The organism is Mesorhizobium loti (genome assembly GCF_003148495.1).
Classification (GTDB): Bacteria; Pseudomonadota; Alphaproteobacteria; order Rhizobiales; family Rhizobiaceae; genus Mesorhizobium; species Mesorhizobium loti.
Genome location: NZ_QGGH01000005.1, coordinates 187534 through 208373, shown reverse-complemented (window position 1 = coordinate 208373; position 20840 = coordinate 187534). Strand labels below are relative to the sequence as shown.

At 63.4% G+C, this 20840-nt stretch carries 18 protein-coding genes; 6 read left to right on the top strand and 12 right to left on the bottom strand.

Going from position 1 to position 20840, the window contains the following annotated elements; all coding sequences use genetic code 11:
- The first annotated feature begins 83 nt into the window (after window positions 1-83).
- On the top strand, window positions 84-1478 hold the full coding sequence (locus C8D77_RS20790; protein ID WP_170136784.1) for a sodium:proton antiporter: 1395 nt from the start codon (window positions 84-86) through the stop codon (window positions 1476-1478).
- On the opposite strand, the gene C8D77_RS20785 is transcribed toward C8D77_RS20790, so the two are convergent.
- From C8D77_RS20785 to gcvA, 8 genes are all read right to left on the bottom strand, one after another.
- On the bottom strand, window positions 1479-2213 hold the full coding sequence (locus C8D77_RS20785; RefSeq protein ID WP_109667207.1) for an ABC transporter ATP-binding protein: 735 nt from the start codon (window positions 2211-2213) through the stop codon (window positions 1479-1481).
- Complete coding sequence (locus C8D77_RS20780) at window positions 2210-2935, bottom strand: ABC transporter ATP-binding protein (protein WP_109667755.1); 726 nt, start codon at window positions 2933-2935, stop codon at window positions 2210-2212. The genes C8D77_RS20785 and C8D77_RS20780 overlap by 4 nt, the downstream gene beginning before the upstream one ends.
- Complete coding sequence (locus C8D77_RS20775; protein ID WP_109667204.1) at window positions 2932-3894, bottom strand: branched-chain amino acid ABC transporter permease; 963 nt, start codon at window positions 3892-3894, stop codon at window positions 2932-2934. The genes C8D77_RS20780 and C8D77_RS20775 overlap by 4 nt, the downstream gene beginning before the upstream one ends.
- Window positions 3891-4772, bottom strand: coding sequence for a branched-chain amino acid ABC transporter permease (locus tag C8D77_RS20770; RefSeq protein WP_109667201.1), 882 nt, complete (start codon window positions 4770-4772; stop codon window positions 3891-3893). The genes C8D77_RS20775 and C8D77_RS20770 overlap by 4 nt, the downstream gene beginning before the upstream one ends.
- A gap of 161 nt (window positions 4773-4933) precedes the next feature.
- Window positions 4934-6256, bottom strand: coding sequence for an ABC transporter substrate-binding protein (locus tag C8D77_RS20765; RefSeq protein WP_109667198.1), 1323 nt, complete (start codon window positions 6254-6256; stop codon window positions 4934-4936).
- A gap of 153 nt (window positions 6257-6409) precedes the next feature.
- On the bottom strand, window positions 6410-7852 hold the full coding sequence (locus C8D77_RS20760) for a hypothetical protein (RefSeq protein ID WP_109667195.1): 1443 nt from the start codon (window positions 7850-7852) through the stop codon (window positions 6410-6412).
- A 185-nt stretch (window positions 7853-8037) separates the two neighbouring features.
- Window positions 8038-9342 carry a nicotinate phosphoribosyltransferase gene (gene pncB, locus C8D77_RS20755; RefSeq protein ID WP_109667193.1) on the bottom strand — a complete coding sequence of 435 codons (1305 nt, stop codon included), beginning with the start codon at window positions 9340-9342 and terminating at the stop codon, window positions 8038-8040.
- A 160-nt stretch (window positions 9343-9502) separates the two neighbouring features.
- Complete coding sequence (gcvA, locus tag C8D77_RS20750; protein ID WP_109667753.1) at window positions 9503-10477, bottom strand: transcriptional regulator GcvA; 975 nt, start codon at window positions 10475-10477, stop codon at window positions 9503-9505.
- A gap of 266 nt (window positions 10478-10743) precedes the next feature.
- On the opposite strand from gcvA, the gene speB reads away from it, so the two are divergent.
- From speB to C8D77_RS20725, 5 genes are all read left to right on the top strand, one after another.
- A complete protein-coding gene (gene speB, locus C8D77_RS20745) occupies window positions 10744-11805 on the top strand; it encodes an agmatinase (RefSeq protein WP_109667190.1) in 1062 nt (353 codons plus the stop codon).
- Window positions 11806-11887: 82 nt separating this feature from the next.
- Window positions 11888-12694, top strand: a complete 807-nt coding sequence (locus C8D77_RS20740; RefSeq protein WP_109667187.1) for a transporter substrate-binding domain-containing protein — start codon at window positions 11888-11890, stop codon at window positions 12692-12694.
- A gap of 6 nt (window positions 12695-12700) precedes the next feature.
- Window positions 12701-13357: an amino acid ABC transporter permease gene (locus C8D77_RS20735; protein ID WP_109667184.1), complete on the top strand. Its 657-nt coding sequence runs from the start codon at window positions 12701-12703 to the stop codon at window positions 13355-13357.
- A complete protein-coding gene (locus C8D77_RS20730; RefSeq protein WP_109667181.1) occupies window positions 13354-14001 on the top strand; it encodes an amino acid ABC transporter permease in 648 nt (215 codons plus the stop codon). The genes C8D77_RS20735 and C8D77_RS20730 overlap by 4 nt, the downstream gene beginning before the upstream one ends.
- Before the next feature lie 405 nt (window positions 14002-14406).
- On the top strand, window positions 14407-15126 hold the full coding sequence (locus C8D77_RS20725; protein ID WP_109667178.1) for an alpha/beta hydrolase: 720 nt from the start codon (window positions 14407-14409) through the stop codon (window positions 15124-15126).
- Window positions 15127-15444: 318 nt separating this feature from the next.
- Here the strand turns inward: C8D77_RS20725 and C8D77_RS20720 are convergent, their stop codons facing one another.
- The 4 genes from C8D77_RS20720 to C8D77_RS20705 all read right to left on the bottom strand — a co-directional run bounded on the left by C8D77_RS20720 (window position 15445) and on the right by C8D77_RS20705 (window position 20774).
- The gene (locus C8D77_RS20720; protein ID WP_109667176.1) at window positions 15445-16848 is read right to left on the bottom strand and encodes an MATE family efflux transporter; all 1404 of its coding nucleotides are present in this window, start codon (window positions 16846-16848) and stop codon (window positions 15445-15447) included.
- A 166-nt stretch (window positions 16849-17014) separates the two neighbouring features.
- Window positions 17015-18601, bottom strand: a complete 1587-nt coding sequence (locus C8D77_RS20715) for an FGGY-family carbohydrate kinase (RefSeq protein ID WP_109667174.1) — start codon at window positions 18599-18601, stop codon at window positions 17015-17017.
- Window positions 18598-19281, bottom strand: coding sequence for an HAD family hydrolase (locus C8D77_RS20710; RefSeq protein WP_109667172.1), 684 nt, complete (start codon window positions 19279-19281; stop codon window positions 18598-18600). Before C8D77_RS20710 ends, C8D77_RS20715 begins: the two co-directional genes overlap by 4 nt.
- 14 nt (window positions 19282-19295) lie before the next feature.
- Window positions 19296-20774, bottom strand: a complete 1479-nt coding sequence (locus C8D77_RS20705; protein ID WP_109667170.1) for a mannitol dehydrogenase family protein — start codon at window positions 20772-20774, stop codon at window positions 19296-19298.
- Between the last annotated feature and the right edge of the window lie 66 nt (window positions 20775-20840).

The following is a 20840-nucleotide window of genomic DNA, read 5'->3' as shown; positions in this document are numbered from 1 at the left end:
TCCCCTCGGGGAGAAGGTGGCCGCGTAGCGGCCGGATGAGGGGGCCTTTTTCATATCTGATCCCCCTGCGGGCGGCATGCGTTATGGCTCTCGCCACCCTGCTTCCGGCACAGGCCTTTGCCGCCGAAGACCACGGTCTGCCCGGTGCTGTGATGTCGCTGTGGTGGGCGCTGCCCTTCGCCGGGCTGCTGTTGTCGATCGCCACCGGTCCGCTGCTGTTCCACCATGTCTGGGAACACCACTACGGCAAGATCACGGCCCTGTGGGCGGCGCTGGTGATCGTGCCGCTGGCGCTTGCCTTCGGCATCCCCTCGGCGACCGAAGCTGTGCTGCATGCGCTGCTCACCGAATACATGTCGTTCATCGTCCTGCTGTTTGCGCTCTATACGATTTCAGGCGGCATCCTGCTTTCCGGCAACATCCACGGCACGCCGCTGGTCAATGCCGGGCTGCTGCTGGTCGGCGCTATTCTCGCCTCGGTCATCGGCACGACCGGCGCCTCGATGATCCTGATCCGGCCGATCCTGCGCGCCAACGATAACAGGCCGTTCAACGCCCATGTCGTGATCTTCTTCATTTTCCTGGTGTCCAACATCGGCGGCTCGCTGACGCCGCTTGGCGATCCGCCGCTGTTCGTCGGCTTCCTGCGCGGCGTCGACTTCTTCTGGACGACGACGAACCTCTGGCGCGAGACGCTGTTCGTTGTCGTCGTCGTGCTGGCCGTCTTCTTAGGCATCGACATCATCCTGCATCGGCGCGAGGCTGGCGCGCCGAAGATCAAGGATCCGACGCCGGACAAGACGGTGCGTTTGCGCGGCTTGGCCAACCTTCCGCTGCTGGCGGGTGTGATCGGCGCCATCCTGCTGTCGGCGGCCTGGAAGCCGGGCGTGAGCTTTTCCGTGTTCGGCGTCAGTCTCGAACTGCAGAATCTGGTGCGCGACGCCATCATCCTGGCGCTGGCCCTGCTGTCGCTTCCCCTCTCCTACAAGAGCCACCGGGAAGCCAACGGCTTCAACTGGGGTCCGATATCGGAGGTGGCGAAATTGTTTGCCGGCATCTTCATCTGCATCGTGCCGGTCATCGCCATCCTAAGGGCCGGACATGATGGCGCGCTGGCGCCATTGGTCGCCCTCGTCACTTCGCCCTCGGGCGCGCCCAACGATATCGCCTATTTCTGGCTGACCGGTGCGCTGTCATCCTTCCTCGACAATGCGCCGACCTATCTCGTGTTCTTCGAGCTTGCCGGCGGCGACCCAAGGCATCTGATGACGGAATTCGCTTCGACGCTTGCCGCGATCTCGGGGGGCGCGGTGTTCATGGGCGCCAACACCTATATCGGCAATGCACCGAACTTCATGGTCTACGCCATCGCCCGGCATCGCGGCGTGAAGATGCCGGGCTTTTTCGGCTATATGGCATGGTCGGGCCTGGTGCTGATCCCGATATTTCTGGTTGCGGGCTTTCTGTTCTTTGGGTGATCAGCCCACGCCGACATAACGGCGAACCGCCGACGGGTCGGCGCGCAGCTCCTCGACATCGACCGTTTCTCGGTTGCGGCCATTTTCGATGAAACAAACCCGATCGGCGACCGAAAGCACCGCATCGACACGCTGCTCGACCAAAATGGTCGACACCCCCATGCCGCGCAGCTTCGACACCGTCTCGCGGATCTTGGCGATCATCGACGGCATCAGCCCTTCGGTCGGCTCGTCCAGCAACAGCACCTGCGGCTCGAGGCAGAGTGCACGCGCCATCGCCAGCATCTGCTGTTCGCCGCCGGACAGCGTACCGGAGCGTTGCCTGAGCCGCTGGCGCAGCAGCGGGAAGAGATCGAGCACGGCCTCCCGCGTCGCCTTGCCCTTGCCTCGCGCCATCAGGCCGATCTCGATGTTCTCCGCCACCGTCATTTCAGCGAACAGCCGCCTGCCTTGCGGCACATAGGCGACGCCTGCCTTGGGCACCTCGTGCGCCAGCAGCCCGGTCAACTCTTGGCCAGCCAGTTTGATCGAGCCGGCGCTTGAGGGAACCAGCCCCATTATGGCTTTGAGCGTCGTCGTCTTGCCGGCGCCATTGCGGCCGAACAGGCACAGCACCTCGCCTTTGTTCAGCACCAGGTCGAGCCCATAAAGCACCTGGACCTCGCCATAGAAACAGTCCAGCCCCGAAATGGTCAGTGCTTGAGACTTCGCCCCGGCCTGGCTTGTTTCGGTCATGGGGCGGTCCCCAGATAGGCTTCCTGCACCGCCGCGTTCTCGCGGATCGCTTCGGGCGTGTCTTCGGCGAGAATCTTGCCGGCATTGAAGACAGTGATGCGGTCGGCCAGTTGCATGACGACCGGCATGTTGTGCTCGATCAAAAGCACGGTGGCGTTCTTGGCGATCTCGCGCACCAGGGTGATGAAATTGTCGATCTCGCTGTCGGCCAGGCCTTGCGTCGGCTCGTCGAGGATCAACAAGCGCGGCTTCAGCGCCAGGCCCATCGCCACTTCCAGCAGGCGTTGATGGCCGTAGGACAATTGCCCGGCCGGCATGTGGGCACGATCGGCCAGGCCGGTGCGTTCGAGAGCCGCCATCACACCTGTCCGCACTGCACCCTTCGAACGGCCATCGCTCAAGGTCCGCTGCACCGGCAGCGCGACATTGTCGTAGGCGGAGAGATTGGCAAAGACGCTGGTGATCTGGAACGTGTAGGCGATGCCCTGGCGCACCCGGATATAGGCCGGCAGGCCGGTGATGTCGGCACCGTCAAAGACGATCATCCCCGATGACGGCTGGATGCGGCCGCTGACCAGGCTGACGAAGGTGGTTTTTCCCGCCCCGTTGGGGCCGATGACGGCGCGGATCTCTCCCGGCATCAGGGCGAAGTCGACGCCGTCGACAGCACGCAGGCCACCGAAGTTCCGCGACAGGCCCTTGGTGGTCAAAAGCGGCATCATGGCAGCCACCCAAGCCAGCGCTGGCGGATGCTGCCCAGAATGCCTTTGGGGAAGAACAGCACCAAAAGGATGAGCGCGATGCCGACGATCAGCAGATAGGCCGAGGTGTAGCCGCTGGTGATGTCGATGACATAGTACATGAACAGCGTGCCGATCAGCGGCCCAAGCGTTGTGGCAGCACCCCCGAGCAGCACCCAGAGCAGCGGCAGGATCGAATACTGCACCGAAGCGAAGCTCGATCCGACATAGCCGAACAGCAGCGCATAGGCGGCGCCCGAGGCCGCGCAGATGGTGCCGGAGACAACGACGGCGGCGAGCTTGTTGGAGAAGGTATCATAGCCGAGCATCTTCGTCCGCTCCTCGTTCTCGCGGATGGCGACTAGCACGCGGCCATATCTGGAGCGGACGATGGCTGATGTGATGAGCAGCACGATCGAAAACAGCCCCAGCGCCGTCATGTAACGCACGGTTGGATTGGTGAGCTCGAGCGATGTCGCGCCGAGGCTGAGCACCCGCGCTGGCTGCGGCACGACCATGCCCTGGTCGCCGCCGGTCCACGTCGCAAAATAGAGGATGAGCAGGTAAAAGACCTGGGCGAACATCATGGTGACGATCATGAAGGCGACACCCGTGGTGCGCAGCGCCAGCAGGCCGATCACCAGCGCCAGGACAGCGCCGCAGGCAACTCCGCCGAGGAAGGCCAGAGGGACGCTCCAGCCAAGCTGGATGACGGCAAGGCCAGCACCATAGAGCCCGGCGGCGAAGAACATGGCGTGGCCGAGGCTGAGCAGGCCGACATAGCCGAACAGCATGTTGTAGCCCATGGCAAAAACCGCCAGCACCATGATGCGGGCAAGCAGGCCGTGATAATACTCCGGCAGCAGGAAGCTCAGCACGAAGAGCAGCGCGATGACGCCGAGATGCAGGGTATAGGCCTTTGCCGGCGAAGCTTCGCTCATCGCGATGCCGTCCCGAACAGGCCTTGCGGGCGGAACACCAGCACCATGGCAACGAGCAGCGTGGCGATGATCTTGGCCAAAGTCGGCGAGAAGAACATCGAGATGATGCCGTCCGACAGGCCGATCAGCACGGCGGCGACGACCGTGCCGCGCAGCGAGCCGAGGCCGCCGATGATGACGACGATGAAGGAGAGCAGCAGCGGGTCCTGCCCCATCAGATAATGCGCCTGGCTGATCGGCACGATCAGCACTGCGGCAATGGCCGCCAGCATTGCGCCGAGCGCGAAGACGCCGCCATAGACACGGCCGACGGGGATGCCGAAGGCCTGCGCCGTCTCGCTGTCATACTGCGTGGCGCGCATGATGAGACCGATCCTGGTGCGCGTCAGCACCAGCCATGTCGCGATCAGCAGTAGCGCCGAAGCGGCGATAACAGACAGTTTGTAGCCGGAGTAACCGAACCACGGCAAAAGGATGCGGTAGCTGAACGGCGGCTCCACCGGCCGCGCCTCCGGACCGTAGAAGGTCAGCGCCAGCTGCTGGATGATGTAGAGCATGCCGATCGTGGCGACGATGGTGGCTTCCGGATTGTAGTTGAGCCGGCGCAGCACCAGCCGCTCGGCGACCAGCGCAATGGCGCCGACGATCAACGGCGCAATCACCAGCGCCGCCAGGAAGCCGAGCGCCGGATGGCCGCCGATCGCCGTGGTGATCGCCCAGGCGAGCACGGCGCCGAGCATGAAGAACTCGCCATGCGCGACATTGACCACCCGCATGACGCCGAACACCAGCGACAGCCCAAGCGCCGTCAGCGCCAGCACCGCTGAGGTGACGAGGCCTTCGAGGGCCGCGAGGAGGAGATGGGGACCGAAGTGCATTCAGGGCGCCCTTACCCTCCCCCTCGTGGGGAGGGTGACCGCGAAGCGGTCGGGTGGGGGGTGGGGCATGGGCCGTCGCGACCCCCACCCCGTCTCATAGGCTTCGCAAAAATGCGAAGCCTATTCGCCGACCCTCCCCACAAGGGGGAGGGTAAGGCGCCTCACAGCGCCTGCGTCGTATAATCCCCTTCAGCCTCGTAAAGACCATCCTCGATCTTGGTCTTGTGCACGACCTTGAGCTTGCCGCCTTCGACCTTGGAGATGTTCTGGATGCCAAAGCACTGGTGGATCTTGCCGTTGAAGGTCTTTGGTCCCTGCGGATGCTCGGGACCTTCCGCGAATGCAGTCAGGGCTTCGGTCGCCTCGACCAGCTTGGCGCGGTCTTCCGGTCCCTTGTAGCCGGCGTCTTCCATCGCCTTTTTGACGACGTAGAGCGTTTCCCAGCAGCCGAACATATGGGCGGCGGTGGAGACGTCCTTGGGGTCGCCGACGGCGGCGCCATTGTCGTCGATGCCGACGGCGGCGCGGTAGGCCTTTTGCGCCTCGGAATCATCGGCCTGCGCGTAGCGCGGCGAGCCTTCCCAGAAATGGCTGCCATCGAGGAACTCCAGCCCGGGGCTGTTGATATCGGTGGCTTCGAGCGAATCGATGAAGCCGAACAGCTGCGGCCGGTTGGAGCCGTAGAACTCGCCGAGCTCCTTGACGAAGGTAAGCACGGCCGGGCCGACCATGACGTGGTAGATCACATCGGTCTCGGCCGGGATCTGCGGGAAGTATTTGGTGAAGGACGATTCCGTCGGCGGGATGGCGATCTGCGCGATGACCTCGGCGCCTTGCGCCTTCAGTGCCGGCGGCAGGTAGTCGCGATGATCGTAGCCGAAGGCGAAATCGGGGAAGATCTGCGTCACCTTCTTGCCTGCATTGGCCGCGATCCACGGTGCCATCGACTGGATCTGGCTCTTCACGTCAGTGATGCCGGGCTGGAACACATAACGGTTCAGCTTGGTCGAGGCGACGTGGTGGCCTTCGCTGACGACGAAATAGGGCATCTTGTTTTCGCCGGCCGCGGGCGCCGAGCCGATGACGACATGCGAGAACAGCGTGCCGAAGACGATGTCGGTCTTGTGCTGGGTGGCGAACTTGCCGACCACTTCGGCGCCACGGCCGGGATCGGTGCCGTCATCCTCGATGATCACCTCGACCTGGCGGCCATTGATGCCGCCGGCGGCATTGATCGCCTTGACCGCCGCGGCCGTCGTCTTCTCGTACCAGCGGCCATAGGCAGCGCCGATGCCGGTGCGGTGCGACTGGAAGCCGATCTTGATCGGCGCCGAACTCTGCGCCTGGGAATAGCGGACGAAGCCGGGAGCAACGGCGAGGCCGGCGCCCGCGGCCAGACCCTTCAGCGCCGTTCGGCGGGTGAGGGCAGTCTTGGAGGTGAGGCCAGTCTTGGAGAGGTCGAAAAATCCGTTCTTGTCAGCCATGTTCGTTCCCCTGTTTTTCAGTCTTGACCAACGATAAGGCGGCTTCGGCATCCTCGCTCAGAGGAGGCAAAAAATTGCATGTGTACAAACTAAATCACCAAAGCCTTGGTGTGGCAAGCGAGCTTCCCCAACGATATCGAGGTCGCCCTTTTCTCATCCGACGGTCGGCGTGGCAAGCAACCAGAGGCCGAAGACCGTATAGGCGATCATCAGCAGAGTGAGCGGGAACTGGCTGAGCGCGGCACAGGCAGGCTGCGGATGCAGCCGCCAGGCAAAGCTGTGGGCGACGAGGACTGCGAGCACATGGCCAAGGATGATGGCGCCGGCCTGGACATTCCACAGCCACCACGCCGAGCCCGCCCCCGCAACGATGCCGGCCTCGATCTGCATGTCGGCGGTGCCGAACAGGTTCCAGCCCAGTGCGAACGGATCGGACAGTGCGGCAAGCGCATATTGGCCGTCGACGAGCAGCGCCGTCAGATAATGCGCGACATGGTAGGCGAGCGCGATCGGCACGATCGACCAGACCAGCAGGCCTGCAGCCTGGCCGAGAGTGTGATCGCTCCTTGCGAGACGGTGGCCGAGCCAGACGGCAAGCAGGAACACAGCCGCCAGCAGCGCGAATGTCAGCACGAGCCCGAAAGTGCCGCCGCCGATCATCGCGGTGCGGCCGGGAAATTCGAGCGGATTGATGCCGAACAGGCCAAGCCAGAAAAAGGTTTTCGATAGGCCGTCGAAGGAGACCGACGATAGAGCCAGCAGCAGAAAGGCGATGCCGCTGGTCGGCAGCGGCTCCGCGGCGAGCAGCTTGGCGCCCGGCCAGCAAAGTGCAAGCCGACCGTTCTCGTCGCGCTCGACGATGGCGAAACGTGCCACCATCGAGAACAAGACGGACAGAAATTCCCCGCTTCTGCTCCATTGCCGATGTCCGAACGCCAGCATGGCCAGGAAGGTGAACAGCCAGTAGAGACCGGCGGCCAAGGCCAGCCGCGCCGGATCGTCGGGCGCCGGATCGATGAGTTCGAACCAGGCAAAGGCGAAAAACAGCAGGACGGCCGGCCAGCAACCGAGCCATCGAGGTAGACGCCATCCTCCTTCATCATTTGCACCGAACAGGCGCGAGGCGAGACGCCACGGGCCAACCCAGGGGTTCAGCCATGACCAGAGATCGCCGAAGACGCCCTGCAGCAAGGTGATGCCAGCCCATAGCAGGGTCCAGATCACCAGAGGCAGCGGGTTGGAGAGCGGATCGCGACTGCCGAAAAGGCCTGCGGCGATGAGAATTGCAAAGCCGGCAAAGGATATCAGGCTGATCGCTGTCCGGAGGGCGTCGCCAAAGGCGAAGAGCGGCAGGCACCGGCGCCAGAAACGATCGAGCCTATTCGCCGGCAGCAGCGCCAGCACGAGGAAGCTGATGGCCACGGCAAAGGCGCCGCCGACCAGATAGTAGCCGGTGGGTAACAGCAGGACGTGGCCACGGTCGGAAGCGTGGGCCAAGGCGGGGGTGGGGAGGAGGATCAACGAAGTGACGAGGCAAATGAGCGGGATTCCCGCAGGGCGGCGTTCTACGACGCCCCCCTCTGTCCTGCCGGACATCTCCCCCACAGGTGGGGAGATTGGCAGTTCGGTCGATCGGCGCTTTTCTTGCGATGTTGAAAATTGGCGAAAGCGTAGGTGAAGGCGGATCTCCCCCCAAGTGGGGGAGATAGCCGGTAGGTCAGAGGGGGGCGCCAAGGAACTCATCCTATCCAGATTGCCATCTTGGCTGGCGTGGCCACCCCTCACACCTTGACCAGTTGCTCCACGCGATCCTTCTCCCCGAAAATCCTGAGATACCGCTCGATCTCTTTCTCATCACCCGTCGCCTTGGCCGGGTTGTCGGAAAGCTTCACCGCCCGCCTGCCATTGGCCTCGGTGACCTTGCAGACCAGCGATATGGCGTCGAGGCTGTTGGTTTCCGTCGGCGCGCAGCCTTCGAAATCATTGGTGAGGTTCGTGCCCCAGCCGAACGACATGCGCACCTTGCCCTTGAAGTGGCGGTAGGTCTCCTCGATGGTTTCGACCTCGAGCCCGTCGGAGAAGATCAGCAGCTTCTGCCGGGGATCCTTGCCCTTGTCGCGCCACCAGGACAGGATTTTTTCGCCGCCTTCGATCGGCGGCGCGCTGTCGGGGCGAAAGCCCGTCCAGTCGGCCACCCAGTCCGGCGCGTCGCGCAGGAAGGAGGCGGTGCCGAAGGCGTCGGGCAAGACGATCAGCAGATTGCCGCCATAATAGCGCTGCCAGTCCTGCAGCACCTTGTAGGGTGACTGTTTCAGTTCCTTTTCCGAATTGGCGAGGGCGGCGAACACCATCGGCAGTTCATGCGCGTTGGTGCCGAGGGCTTCGAGGTCGTTGTCCATCGCCAGAAGCACGTTGGAGGTGCCGGTGAACGCCTCGCCGATGCCTTCCTTCAGCGCTTCGACGCACCAGCGCTGCCACAGGAAGGAATGGCGCCGGCGCGTGCCGAAATCGGAGATGCGGATGCCGGGCAGCGCCTTCAGCCGCTCGGTCTTGGCCCACATCTTGGCCTTGGCGCGGGCATAGAGCACATCGAGGGCGAACGGGCCGAACGCCCGCATGGCCGCGCGCGAGCGCAATTCGTTGATGATCGCCAGCGCCGGGATTTCCCACAGCGTGGTGTACATCCACGGCCCGCTGAAGGTCAGCTCATACTGGCCGTCGCGCTTCGACAGCTCGTATTCGGGCAGCCGGAAATTCTCCAGCCAGGCGAGGAACTCCGGCTCGAAGATCTGCTTGCGGCCGTAGAAATTATTGCCGCCGAGCCAGATCATCTCCTTCTTGGAGAAGCGCAACGTGCGGGCATGGTCAAGCTGCTCGCGCAGTTCCCCCTCATCGATCTCGTTGGCAAGGCGCACCGAAGTTGTCCGGTTGATCAGCGAGAAGGTGGTGTCGACCTTGGGATACATGCCCCAGATCATCTGCAGCATCAAAAGCTTGTAGAAATCCGTATCGAGCAGGCTGCGCACGATCGGATCGAGCTTCCAGGTGTGGTTGTAGACCCGCCGCGCAATATCGGTCTTAGCCATGTTTCAACACCGCCTTCGCTGCCTGCAATCCACAACCGCGACAGGCCTCATAGCATCGAATTGGCCAAAGTGCTGCCCGGTTTCCGGCTGGCCCGACAAAAAGAAAACCCTGCATGGGACCGAAAGACCACCGACGGTCGCCGCATGCCGCACGCCAGGGTCAGGTTCCGGTTTTGGCGCCGATGACCCTGAGCGCCGGACGCTTGCGGCGGCTGACGATGCGGCCCGCCACCGGGGCGTCGGCGCGGCCGTCATCCCCGGCCTTCTCGGCAAACAGCCAGTCGATGAACACCTGCACGATCGGCGTCGCCCGCATCTCGTTGCGGCAGACGACATAGAAATCGTCGACCGCCGGCACCGAGAGGCTGAACGGCGCGACCAGCATGCCCCTGGCCAGCAGCGCGCTTGCCGTCACCGAATCGCCCAACGCCACGCCATGGCCATGCACCGCCGCCTCGGTCGCCATGCGCGCATCGCCAAGGTGATGGCGGCGGCCCCGCTCCAGGTCCAGCGCATCGGCGGCCGCCAGCCAGGTGTGCCACTCGCGGCCGTCGTCGCCATGCAGGAAGACATGGTCGGCAAGGTCCCTGACGCTGCGGATCGGGCGGTTGTTGATCAAGGTCGGGCTGACCACGGGGAACAGTTCGAGGCCCGACCATTTGCGCATCCAGCAATCGGTCCAGCTGCCGTCGCCATAATGCACGCAGACATCGACGTTAGGCGCCCGCAGATCCTTGGGATCGTTGGAGGGGATAAGCGTCAGCCTTATGTCGGGATATTGCGCCATGAAACTGCCGAGCCGCGGTGTCATCCACAGCAACAGCAGCGCGGGCACGCAGGAGACTGAAAGAGTGCCGCTGCTCGCCGGCCTTGTCATGCGTTGGGTGGCGGCGGCGATGCTGTCGAAGGCGGTCGATACCGCCGGCAGCAGTTCGGCGCCATGCGGCGTCAGCTTGACCCGCTGGCCGACCCGCTCGAACAGCTTGACGCCGAGCGAGTGCTCGAGCGCCTTGATCTGGTGGCTGATGGCGCCATGCGTGACATTCAGCTCACTGGCCGCCTTGGTCAGCGAGCCATGCCGGGCCGTTGCCTCGAAGGCGCGCAGCGGATTGAGGGGCGGCAGGCGGTTGGTCATGAGCATCCATTGAAGCACGATCCTGAAAAGTGGAGGCCGGTTTTCGGATGAGATCGTGCTCAGAGTTAATTGTGAGATTTTCTCACAGGAAACACCCTAACAATATCAATTGATTTTTCAATGCCACTGCCAGACACTTGAGCTCGGAACAGCATCAAGACGTGAAATCTGCAGGCAGCCAGCGGGACAGCGACCCGGCCGGATGACGGTCGGTTCGCCAGGCATCGCCAACGGTCGCACTGCATCAGCCGGCAGGAGGAGTGCAGATGGGTTACGATCGCGGCAAGCTCGACGCGTTGCGTCGCAAATATGGTGAAAGCCATGGCGGCGAAATGTTCGACCCGAAGTTCCGCAAGGTCGCCGACAAGATCTTTTCCAAGAGCGGCACGCGGCTGGCGCCCTATTCTGGCATTCCGACCTTCCTCGCAGCGCCCTACCGCGAAATATCAGCCGACAATCCGGATTTCGGCGATTTGCAGGTGGCGATGATCGGCGTGCCGATGGATCTCGGCGTCACCAACCGGCCAGGCTCGCGTTTCGGGCCGCGCGCTCTGCGCGCCATCGAGCGCATAGGTCCCTACAATCACGTGCTGGAATGCGCGCCGACGCATGAGCTCAGGGTCGCCGACATCGGCGATACGCCGTTCCGCAGCCGCTACCGGCTGGAGATCAGCCATGAGGATATCGAGCGCCGCACCAACCAGATCGTCGATGCCGGCGTCATCCCGCTTTCGATCGGCGGCGACCATTCGATCAGCCATCCGATCCTGAAGGCCGTCGGCAAGAAGGCGCCGGTTGGCCTGATCCATATCGACGCCCACTGCGACACCAGTGGCCTGTTCGACATGACCAAATTCCACCATGGCGGGCCGTTCCGCAACGCCGTGCTTGACGGCGTGCTCGATCCGACACGCACCGTCCAGATCGGCATCCGCGGCTCAGCCGAATATCTGTGGGAGTTCACCTACGAGTCCGGCATGACCGTGGTCCATGCCGAGGAGGTGACCGGCCTCGGCATTCCCGCCATCATCGAGAAGGCGCGCAAGATCGTCGGCGACGGCCCGACCTATGTCTCCTTCGACATCGACAGCGTCGATCCGGCCTTCGCACCCGGTACCGGCACGCCGGAAGTCGGCGGGCTGACGACGCGCGAAGTGCTCGAACTGCTGCGCGGCCTGAAGGGCCTCAACATCGTCGGCGGCGACGTCGTCGAGGTGGCGCCGCAATACGACGCCACCACCAACACGGCGCATGCCGCCGCACAGGTGCTGTTCGAGATACTGAGCCTGATGGTGTTCAGCCCGGCGATAACAGGCAAGGGAGCCTGACGTTCAGAAAAGCAAAGGCGGCCGCCGTGCTGGAGCCGACGGCCGACCCAAACGAACAACGCGTCCAGACAGGGGAATAACAATGACAATCCGCAAGACATTTACATCCATCGCCACCGTGCTGATGCTTGGCACGGCCGGTTTCGGCCTCGCAATTCAGGCTGCCAGCGCCGATGCGCTGGCAGACATCACCAAAGCCGGCGCCATCAATGTCGGCGTCTTCGCCGATTTTCCGCCCTTCTCCTCAGCCAGCGCCGACATGAGCCTCAAGGGCTATGACATGGACGTCGCGCAATACATTGCCGACACGCTCAAGGTGAAGCTCAATCCCGTCGCCGTCACCGGCCAGAACCGCATCCCGTACCTCAACGACCACCGCGTCGATATCCTGATGAGCGTCGGCTATTCGAAGGAGCGTGAGCAGGTCATCGACTTCGCCGCCGCCTACGCACCCTACTACATCGCGGTGATCGGTCCGGCCGCGATGGCGGTCAAGGGCAAGGAAGACCTTGCCGACAAGTCGATCGCCGTCAACCGCGGCACGCTCGAAGACACCTCGCTCACCGAGGCAGCCCCCGCGTCGGCCGACATCAAGCGCTTCGACAACTACAATTCGGTGATCCAGGCCTTCATCTCCGGCCAGACACAGCTGATGGTCGTCGGCAACGACGTCGGCGCGCAGGTGCTGGCCAAGCAGGACGCGCTGAAGCCGGAGCAGAAGTTCCAGCTTCTGACCTCGCCTTCGCATATCGGCCTCAACAAGAACGAGGACAGCCTGAAGAAGGCGGTCAACGATGCCGTCGCCAAGATGCTGGCGGACGGCAAGCTGGACGAAAGCTCGAAGGCCTGGCTGAAGACGTCGCTCAACCCCGACAACCTCAAGGATTGAGTTTCCGTGGCCTTTGCCTGGCTTCCAGGTGCTGTCGGCGATATCGCGCGCGGAGCACTCACGACGATCCTGTTGATCGCCGTGACCACGCTCGCGGGAACGTTCCTCAGCATCCTGGGTGCCGCCGGACGCCGAAACGGCCCGGTGCTGCTCAAGCGGGCCATCGCCTGGTATGTCGAAATCATCCGCAACACGCCGTTCCTGGTGCAGCTCTTCTTCATCTTCTTCGGGCTGCCCAGCCTCGGCATCAGGCTCGATCCGGTGCTGGCCGCCATCCTGGCGATGACGCTCAATATGGCGGCCTACACCATCGAGATCGTCGGCGCCGGGCTTGACGCCGTGCCCGGCGGACAGACGGAAGCAGCTTTGGCACTGGGCTTGAGGCCACGCCAGGTGTTCATCAAGATCGTGCTGCCGCAGGCGCTCAAGGTGATCTTTCCGGCGCTGACCAGCCAGATCGTCATCATGATGCTGGAGTCCGCCGTGGTGTCGCAGATCGCGGTGCGCGAGCTGACCTACGAGGCCGACATGCTGCAGGCGCGCACCTTCCGTTCCTTCGAGACCTATTTCGTCGTCACGCTGGTTTATCTCGCTCTGTCGATGGCCTTGCGCCGGCTGTTGGTCACTGGCGGACGCCGCGTCCTGGGGGCTGGCGTGTCATGATCGAATTCACCTTCTGGGACATCGTGCGCAACCTGTTGCTTGCCGCCCGCTGGACGGTGCTGTTGTCGCTGGCCGCTTTCATCGGCGGCGGCATCGTCGGCCTGATCGTCCTGTTCTTCAGGATCGCCAAGAACAAATGGAGCCGGCGCATCGCCTCCGGCTACATCGCCCTGTTCCAGGGGACGCCGCTCTTGATGCAACTGTTCCTGATGTTCTTCGGCCTGCCGATGCTCGGCCTGCGCATCGAGCCATGGACGGCAGCGGTGCTCGGCCTCACCTTCTTCGCCAGCGCTTATCTGGCCGAGATCTGGCGCTCCGGCGTCGCTGCGCTGCCATTGGGCCAATGGGACGCCGGCGCCAGCCTCGGCCTGCACTATCTGCAGGAACTGCGGCTGATCATCCTGCCGCAAGCCTTTTCGATCACCCGCGCGCCGACGGTCGGCTTCCTGGTGCAGCTGATCAAATCGACGGCGCTGACCTCGATCATCGGCTTCGAGGAGCTGGTGCGGACCTCCAACGCCATCAACAATGCGACCTTCGAGCCGTTCAAGGTCTATGGGCTTGTGGCGCTGATCTTCTTCGTCATGTGCTTTCCGTTGACGCAATACGCGCGCAAGCTCGAAAAGCAGATGCCGGCGCGCTGAGCCGAAGGCATGTTGTGTTGACCACCACCAACGGCGACTGCAAGCTAGGAAGCTGTGCTTCCGTTAGCGTTCGAATGCCTCCTTTGACCATTTGATGACGTTAGGATTCGTCAGCTTCTGACCCAAGGAGACGCTCACAAGTGAAAGCGCGCACGACTGCATTGTGCCTCATGTCGGCCGCCTTGATCCAGAATTGCTTCGCCCAATAGCAGACATTCGAAAGCAGCACTTGTTGGTCGGCAGAGCGCCACAGAACGAGACGTTGTCAGGCGTACCGCCCATGGCCCCGAAAACCATGAACGCACGGACGCGCGCCGAAGCGCGGAGCTTTCTAGTCCCGAGCTTTGGGGGTAGAGAGTGTGTGCGGGATATCTCCGCAGCTATGGAGGTGAAGCGGGGCGACCGATGACAACCTTTGTTATGGTGCACGGCGCATGGCATGGGGGGTGGTGTTGGCGCAAGCTCGCTCAGTCACTGAAGGTGCCGGGCAGCGATCTGTATACCCCCACGCTTACCGGTCTCGGTGAGCGAGCACATCTCGCCTCTCCTGACATCGACCTGGAAACGCACATTTGCGATGTGCTCGGTGTGTTGGAGACCGATGACTTGCGAGACGTTGTCCTGGTTGGACACAGTTACGCCGGAATCGTGGTCTCGGCAGCCGCGGACAGGGCGGCCGGCCGGGTAGCGCGAGTTATCTATCTCGACGCCATCGTCCCCCGCGACGGCCAGTGCCTGTACGACTGTGCATCGGCGCAGGCCAAGGACTATTTCGAGGAGCAGGCGCGCGTCGGGGGTGAGGGCTGGCGCATCCCCGCCAGCGCGGCGACCGTGCAATTCCTCGGGTTGAAGGAGGAGAAGGACGTAAGCTGGGTAATGCCGAGGCTTACCGCGCACCCGATCCGCACCTTCAGGGAGCCGGTCAAACTGAGCGCGAGTTTCCCACAGGTGCCGCGGACCTACGTCAATTGCATCGGCGACAAAGCACTTGGCCAGCCAAAGAGCGCGCAAGCCGCTGATATCGAGGACTACCACGAGTTGCGGACAGGACACGACGCCATGGTGACCGCACCAGACGATGTCGCCGAGTTGCTGAGCCGGATCGCGGAGGACACCACCGCCTAGCCTGGGGCTTCGGAGGACGCGCAGCAATCTGCTCGAAGCTGAACGGCCGCTCGGCACAATTGTGAAAGACGCCACTTAGCCAACGGCGACATTGGTCAAACTGCGACGCCTACCGAAGCCAGGCCAAGGACAGCTTTTGCAAATTGGCTGCTTAAAGCGGTCAGACTGTTGCCGGCCTCTATTGAGACGTTCATTGCTTCGGGACTAAGCGTCGGCTTATGGCGCTTAGCGAAGGTTTCGCGGCATTTCTGAAGGCGCCGTTAGTGAGCCACAATGTGGGACATACATAACGGACGCCCGGCACCAGCCGTTTCGCTTTCAATGTCCCAACGCCAATGGCGGCGCCAGGCGATCCCGCCGCAGCCAGCGCCCGAGAAGCAGGGCCGCCACCACGGCCAGCCCAGACGACAGGCCGATCCAGATGCCGACGCCATGCAGGCCGAAATGGAAGGCGAGCAGCACGCCGAGCGGCAGGCCGACGCCCCAATAGCCGATCGCGGCATAGATCATCGGCACCTTGGTATCGTGCAGGCCGCGCAGCATGCCGGCGGCCACCGCCTGCGCGCCGTCGAAGACCTGGAACAGCGCGGCGAAGGCCAGGAACGACACGGCAAGTGCGATCACCCTGGCATTGGCCGGATTGCTCAGATCGATGAAGGCGCTGATCAGCGGATGCGGCCAAAGGATCATCACCAGCCCCATCAGCGCCATGAACGAGACGCCGATGACAAAGGCGGTCCAGCCGGCGCGCGAAACGCCTTCCGGATTGCCGGCGCCGTGCGCAAGGCCGACGCGCACCGTCACCGCCTGGTTGAGGCCAAGCGGCACCATGAAGCTGATCGAGGCGATCTGGATGGCGATGGCATGCGCGGCCAGCGAATCCGCATCGATCAGGCCCATCAGCAGGGCGGCCGCGTTGAAGATCGTCACCTCGAAGGCGAGGATGCCGGCAATCGGCAGGCCGAGCCGCATCAGGCCCTTGAAGCGTGGCCAGTCGGCGCGCCAGAAACGCCCGAACAGACGGTAGCGCCGGAACTTCTTCTCCAGCATCACCACGACAGCCATGCCGACGAACATCAGCGTGCTGGACAGCGAGGTCGCAAGGCCCGATCCGGAGATGCCCATGGCCGGCACGCCGAGATTGCCGAACATGAACACCCAGTTGAAGAAGACGTTGCAGGCGACGGCGACGAAGACGATGACCAGCGCCCAGCCCGGCCGTTCCAGTGCCGAAATGAACGAGCGCAGCACGATATAGCCGTAGAAGGGCAGCACCGCCCATTCGAGCCAGCGCAGATAGATGCCGGCCTGATGCGCCAGTGCCGGCTCCTGGCCCATCGCCAGCAGAATGGCTTCGCCGTGCCAAAGCACGAGCCAGATCGGGATCGAGATCAGGATCGCCAGCCACAGGCCCTGGCGCACGGTGCGGCGCAGGTCGCGCACCGAATAGCGGCGGCGGCCAAGCTCGGTGGCGATCATCGGTGAGGTCGCCAGCATCAGGCCGAGGCCGAAGATCAGCGGCATGAAATAGAGGTTGGCGCCAAGCGCGCCGCTGGCCAGCGTATCCGGGCCCAGACGACCCATCATCATGACGTCGGTGGCCGTCATCGCGGTCTGGCCGAGATTGGTCAGCACCATCGGCCAGGCGAGCGCTAGCGTCGCCCTGATTTCCTGACGCCAAAGATTTTCCGGCGCGCGAGCGCCGGCTTCGATCGCAGACATTGTTCCGCTCTTTCCAGGTACGGCACGTCGGCAAGGAGCCGGAAGCCGCATATCAAACGGCAAAACCTTCGGTTTCGCTGCGTTTGCGTCAGCTTTTGTACGAAACGCGACATGAAGGCAAGAGACGACGAGCAGGAACGGATTGAGCCAGGGACCGGCCCAGGGTCTACTTTATCGCGTCCAGCATCTGCCGCTGGCGGTGCATCTCGAGGAAGACCTTGTAGTCGCGGTCGAAACGCCCTGATGACTTCGGGTTCGACGCGCGCGTCCTGCCGCCTTGCTGCATGGCAAGACAGGCCGCATTGAGGTTGGGAAACAGCCCGGCCGCGGTAGCGGCAATCATGCCGGTGCCGAGCAGCACCGCCTCGTCGGCCTGCGGCTCGATCACCGTGCAGCCGGTGGCGTCGGCATAGAGCTCCATCAGCAGCGGGTTCTTGGTGTGACCGCCTGTGACATGCAGCGTGTCGATCAAATAGCCATTCTCGTTCAGCGCCTCCAGCACATGGCGCACGCCGAGCGCGATGCCGACGGCGGTGCGCCAATAGAGTTTGCACAGGCTGTCGAAGGAGGAATCCAGCGTCAGCCCGCTGACGACGCCGACGGCATGCGGATCGGCGAGCGGCGAACGATTGCCGTGGAAATCCGGCAGCACATGCAGCCTTGCGGCCAGGTTCTCGCCTTCGGAGGCGCGCAGTTCGGCGACACGCCCGGCGATTTTGGCATGCATGGCGGCATCCGGTTCGCCGCCGGCGCCGTGCCAGCGGATGATGTGGTCGAGCAGGGCGCCGGTTGCCGACTGGCCGCCTTCCGACAGCCACAGCTTCGGCAGTGCCGCGCCATAGTACGGCCCCCAAACACCAGCGAAGGGCTGTGGATCGGGCGACATCGCCATCACGCAGCTCGACGTGCCGGCGATCAGCGCCAGGTGGCGGCCGATATCCTTCTCGTCGCCGGCAAAGCCGCCGAGCACGCCGAGCGCGCCGGCATAGGCATCGATAACGCCGGCGCCGACCCGGCAGTTTTCGCTCAGGCCAAGCTCTGCCGCCGCTTGCGCTGTCAGGCGGCCGATATCGGTGCCGACCGAGCTGGCCCTCTCGGGTAGATTGCCATGCGCGAAAAGATCGTCGAGGCCGACGAGCGCGAAGAAATCGCGCCGCCAACCTGTTTCTTCATGCGCCAAATAGGTCCATTTGGCGGTCAGCGTGCATTGCGAGCGGGCCAGCGAACCGGTCGCTTGCCATGTCAGGAAATCGGTGAGGTCAAATAAATAGCCGGCTTCATTCCAGGTCTTGGGCAGGTTGCGCTTCAACCACATTAGCTTCGGCGTCACCATTTCCGGCGACATGACACCGCCGACATAATTGAGCACGGCGTGGCCGCTTGCCGTGCATTCGTCGGCCTCGGCAATGGCGCGGTGGTCGAGCCAGACGATGGTGTCCCACCGCCTGTCGCCGGTGACCGAGACACTGAGCTGGCCGCCATCCACACCCCGCACCACCAGCGAACAGGTGGCGTCGAAGGAAATGCCGACAATCTCCTCAGGTGCGACGCCGGCCTTTTCGCGGGCAGTGCGCACGGCGGCGCAGACAGCCGACCAGATATCGCGCGAATCATGCTCGGCGTGGTCTGGCTTCGGCTGGTTCATGACGATCGGCCGCTCGGCGCGGCCGAGCAAGCTGCCACTGGTGTCGAGAATGCCCGCGCGAGCGCTCCCGGTGCCGACATCGACCGCGCAAACAAACTGTTTCGTCAAGATGCTCTAACTCTCGCTCCCAGGCCTGCAATCAGATCGGGCAATTGCAGCATGTCAGCGAATATAAAGTCCGGCTCACTCGACGCAAGCCGCGCTTTCAAGGCCGGGTTGCCGGCATGCGAGCCGCCGGTGAAGGCAAACACGCGCATACCCGCCGCCCGCGCAGCCGTGATGCCGGCCGGGCTGTCCTCGACGACGAGGCATTTGCGCGGATGGGCTCGCATGCTGGCGGCGGCATGCAAGAACAGGTCAGGCGCCGGCTTGCCGCGCGGCACCATGGCGGCGCTGAACAGATGCGGCTCCATCAGCCCAAGCAATCCGGTGACGTCGAGCGCGTAGCGGATGCGGTCGAGCGTGCCCGAGGACGCGACACAGAACGGCAGCCCAAGCCTTGGCAGCATCTCCTTGACGCCAGCGATTGGCTTCAGTTCCTCGCGGAATCTGCGCATCAATTCGACGCGCATCTCGGTTAGGTGGCTGTCGGTGATTTCAAGCCCGAAGTCGCGGCCGAGGATTTCGCGCACGCTCTTCATGCTCTTGCCGAGGAAATGCTCGTAGGCGGCATCCTCGCCAATGCTGCCGCCGGCAAGCTTGACCATGCCGAGAAGCGTCGAGACGGAGAGCGCCTCGCTGTCGACCAGCACGCCATCGCAGTCGAAGATGACCAGTTCAGGCGTCATGGCGGCGATGGCTCTCAGAGCTTGCCGGCGAGGTAGCGCGTCAGCGTGGCGCGCGTGCCGTTTGCCCACAGCACGTTGAGCGCATGGGCGAAGGCCTCGACAAACACCGTCGCTCGGCCGACATCGCCATAGATGTCCTCCATGGCAAGCCAGGCGGCGGGCGCGTCCTTTGCCGCCTTTGCCGTTGCTTGCAGCCGATCCCAGCTCGGGTCGTTGGGCTCGATGACGGCACCGCTGTCGGTCGTGCCGAAGCAGTAGCGGCACCAAAGCGCCGATTCCAGCGCCAGGCCGGCGCCGCTTTTCCCGGCCTTCAGCCGGTCGGCGATGGTCGGGATGATGAATTTCGGCTGGCGGTTGGAGCCGTCGAGGCAGAGCCGGCGCACCGTGTCGCCGATCTTGGGATTGGAGAAACGGCTCTCGATGAGTTGGTAATAGTCTTCCAGAACCGTGTCCGGCACCGGCGGCACGGTCGGGATGATTTCTTCCCGTTCGAGCTTGGCCAGAAACCCGCTCACCAGCGGCTCCTGCATCGCCTCATGCACGAAATGGATGTCCATCAGGCCGGCCGGATAGGCAATCGTCGCGTGGCCGCCATTGAGGATGCGGATCTTCATCAGTTCGTAGGGCGCGACGTCTTTGACGAACTGCACGCCGACCCTTTCCAGCGGCGGCCGGCCATTGGTGAAATGGTCTTCCAGCACCCATTGCCGGAACGGCTCGCAGAACACCGGCCAGTTGTCTTCGAGGCCAAAGTCCTTGGCCAGGATGCCGCGTTCGCGGTCGGTGGTGGCCGGCGTGATGCGATCGACCATGCCGTTTGGAAAAGCGACATGCTCGCTGACCCAGTTCGCCAGATCTTCGTCGATCAAACGGGCCAGACCAATGACGCCGTCGGAGGTGACATGGCCATTGTGAGGAATGTTGTCGCACGACATCACCGTGAACGGCACGGTGCCCTCGTCGCGACGCCGGACCAGCCCGGCGAGAATGATGCCGAACACCGTCTTCGGCGTGGCGCCCGGTTGGGCGTCCGCGACGATGTCGGGATGGGTCGGGTTGAACACGCCGGAGGCCGGGTCGATGAAATAACCGCCTTCGGTGATGGTCAGCGAAACGATCTTGATCGCCGGGTCGGCCAGCCGTTCGATGATGCCGGCCGCATCGCCGGGCATCAGGAAGTCGATCATGGCGCCGGTCACGCGGGCGCTCATATGGCCGCTGTCCTGCTCGACCACCGTGGTCAACCAGTCCTGCTCTTCCAGCTTGGCGCGGCCGATCTTCTCGCCCTCGAACACGCCGGCGCCGACCAACGCCCAGTCGTGGCCAATGCCTGAATTGAACAAATCGTCGAGATAGACGGCCTGATGCGAGCGATGGAAATTGCCGACGCCGAAATGCACGATACCGGCCTTGAGCGTTGCGCGGTCATACTTCGGACCGGCGACCTCAGTGGGCAGCTTGGATAGGTTTGAGGACGATAGTTTCACGGTCATCTGTTTTACCCTTTGGCCGAGTTTCGGCCTTCGTTACTCCCTCTCCCGGTCTTCACGCGGAGAGGA

Coding starts and splice junctions, on each gene's coding strand:
- C8D77_RS20740 (WP_109667187.1), top strand. CDS start 11,888: ATGACAATCCGCAAGACATTTACATCCATCGCCACCGTGCTGATGCTT.
- C8D77_RS20760 (WP_109667195.1), bottom strand. CDS start 7,852: ATGTCCGGCAGGACAGAGGGGGGCGTCGTAGAACGCCGCCCTGCGGGA.
- C8D77_RS20790 (WP_170136784.1), top strand. CDS start 84: ATGGCTCTCGCCACCCTGCTTCCGGCACAGGCCTTTGCCGCCGAAGAC.
- C8D77_RS20725 (WP_109667178.1), top strand. CDS start 14,407: ATGACAACCTTTGTTATGGTGCACGGCGCATGGCATGGGGGGTGGTGT.
- C8D77_RS20780 (WP_109667755.1), bottom strand. CDS start 2,935: ATGATGCCGCTTTTGACCACCAAGGGCCTGTCGCGGAACTTCGGTGGC.
- C8D77_RS20730 (WP_109667181.1), top strand. CDS start 13,354: ATGATCGAATTCACCTTCTGGGACATCGTGCGCAACCTGTTGCTTGCC.
- C8D77_RS20765 (WP_109667198.1), bottom strand. CDS start 6,256: ATGGCTGACAAGAACGGATTTTTCGACCTCTCCAAGACTGGCCTCACC.
- C8D77_RS20710 (WP_109667172.1), bottom strand. CDS start 19,281: ATGACGCCTGAACTGGTCATCTTCGACTGCGATGGCGTGCTGGTCGAC.
- pncB (WP_109667193.1), bottom strand. CDS start 9,342: ATGGCTAAGACCGATATTGCGCGGCGGGTCTACAACCACACCTGGAAG.
- C8D77_RS20775 (WP_109667204.1), bottom strand. CDS start 3,894: ATGAGCGAAGCTTCGCCGGCAAAGGCCTATACCCTGCATCTCGGCGTC.
- C8D77_RS20720 (WP_109667176.1), bottom strand. CDS start 16,848: ATGTCTGCGATCGAAGCCGGCGCTCGCGCGCCGGAAAATCTTTGGCGT.
- gcvA (WP_109667753.1), bottom strand. CDS start 10,477: ATGACCAACCGCCTGCCGCCCCTCAATCCGCTGCGCGCCTTCGAGGCA.
- speB (WP_109667190.1), top strand. CDS start 10,744: ATGGGTTACGATCGCGGCAAGCTCGACGCGTTGCGTCGCAAATATGGT.
- C8D77_RS20770 (WP_109667201.1), bottom strand. CDS start 4,772: ATGCACTTCGGTCCCCATCTCCTCCTCGCGGCCCTCGAAGGCCTCGTC.
- C8D77_RS20785 (WP_109667207.1), bottom strand. CDS start 2,213: ATGACCGAAACAAGCCAGGCCGGGGCGAAGTCTCAAGCACTGACCATT.
- C8D77_RS20705 (WP_109667170.1), bottom strand. CDS start 20,774: ATGACCGTGAAACTATCGTCCTCAAACCTATCCAAGCTGCCCACTGAG.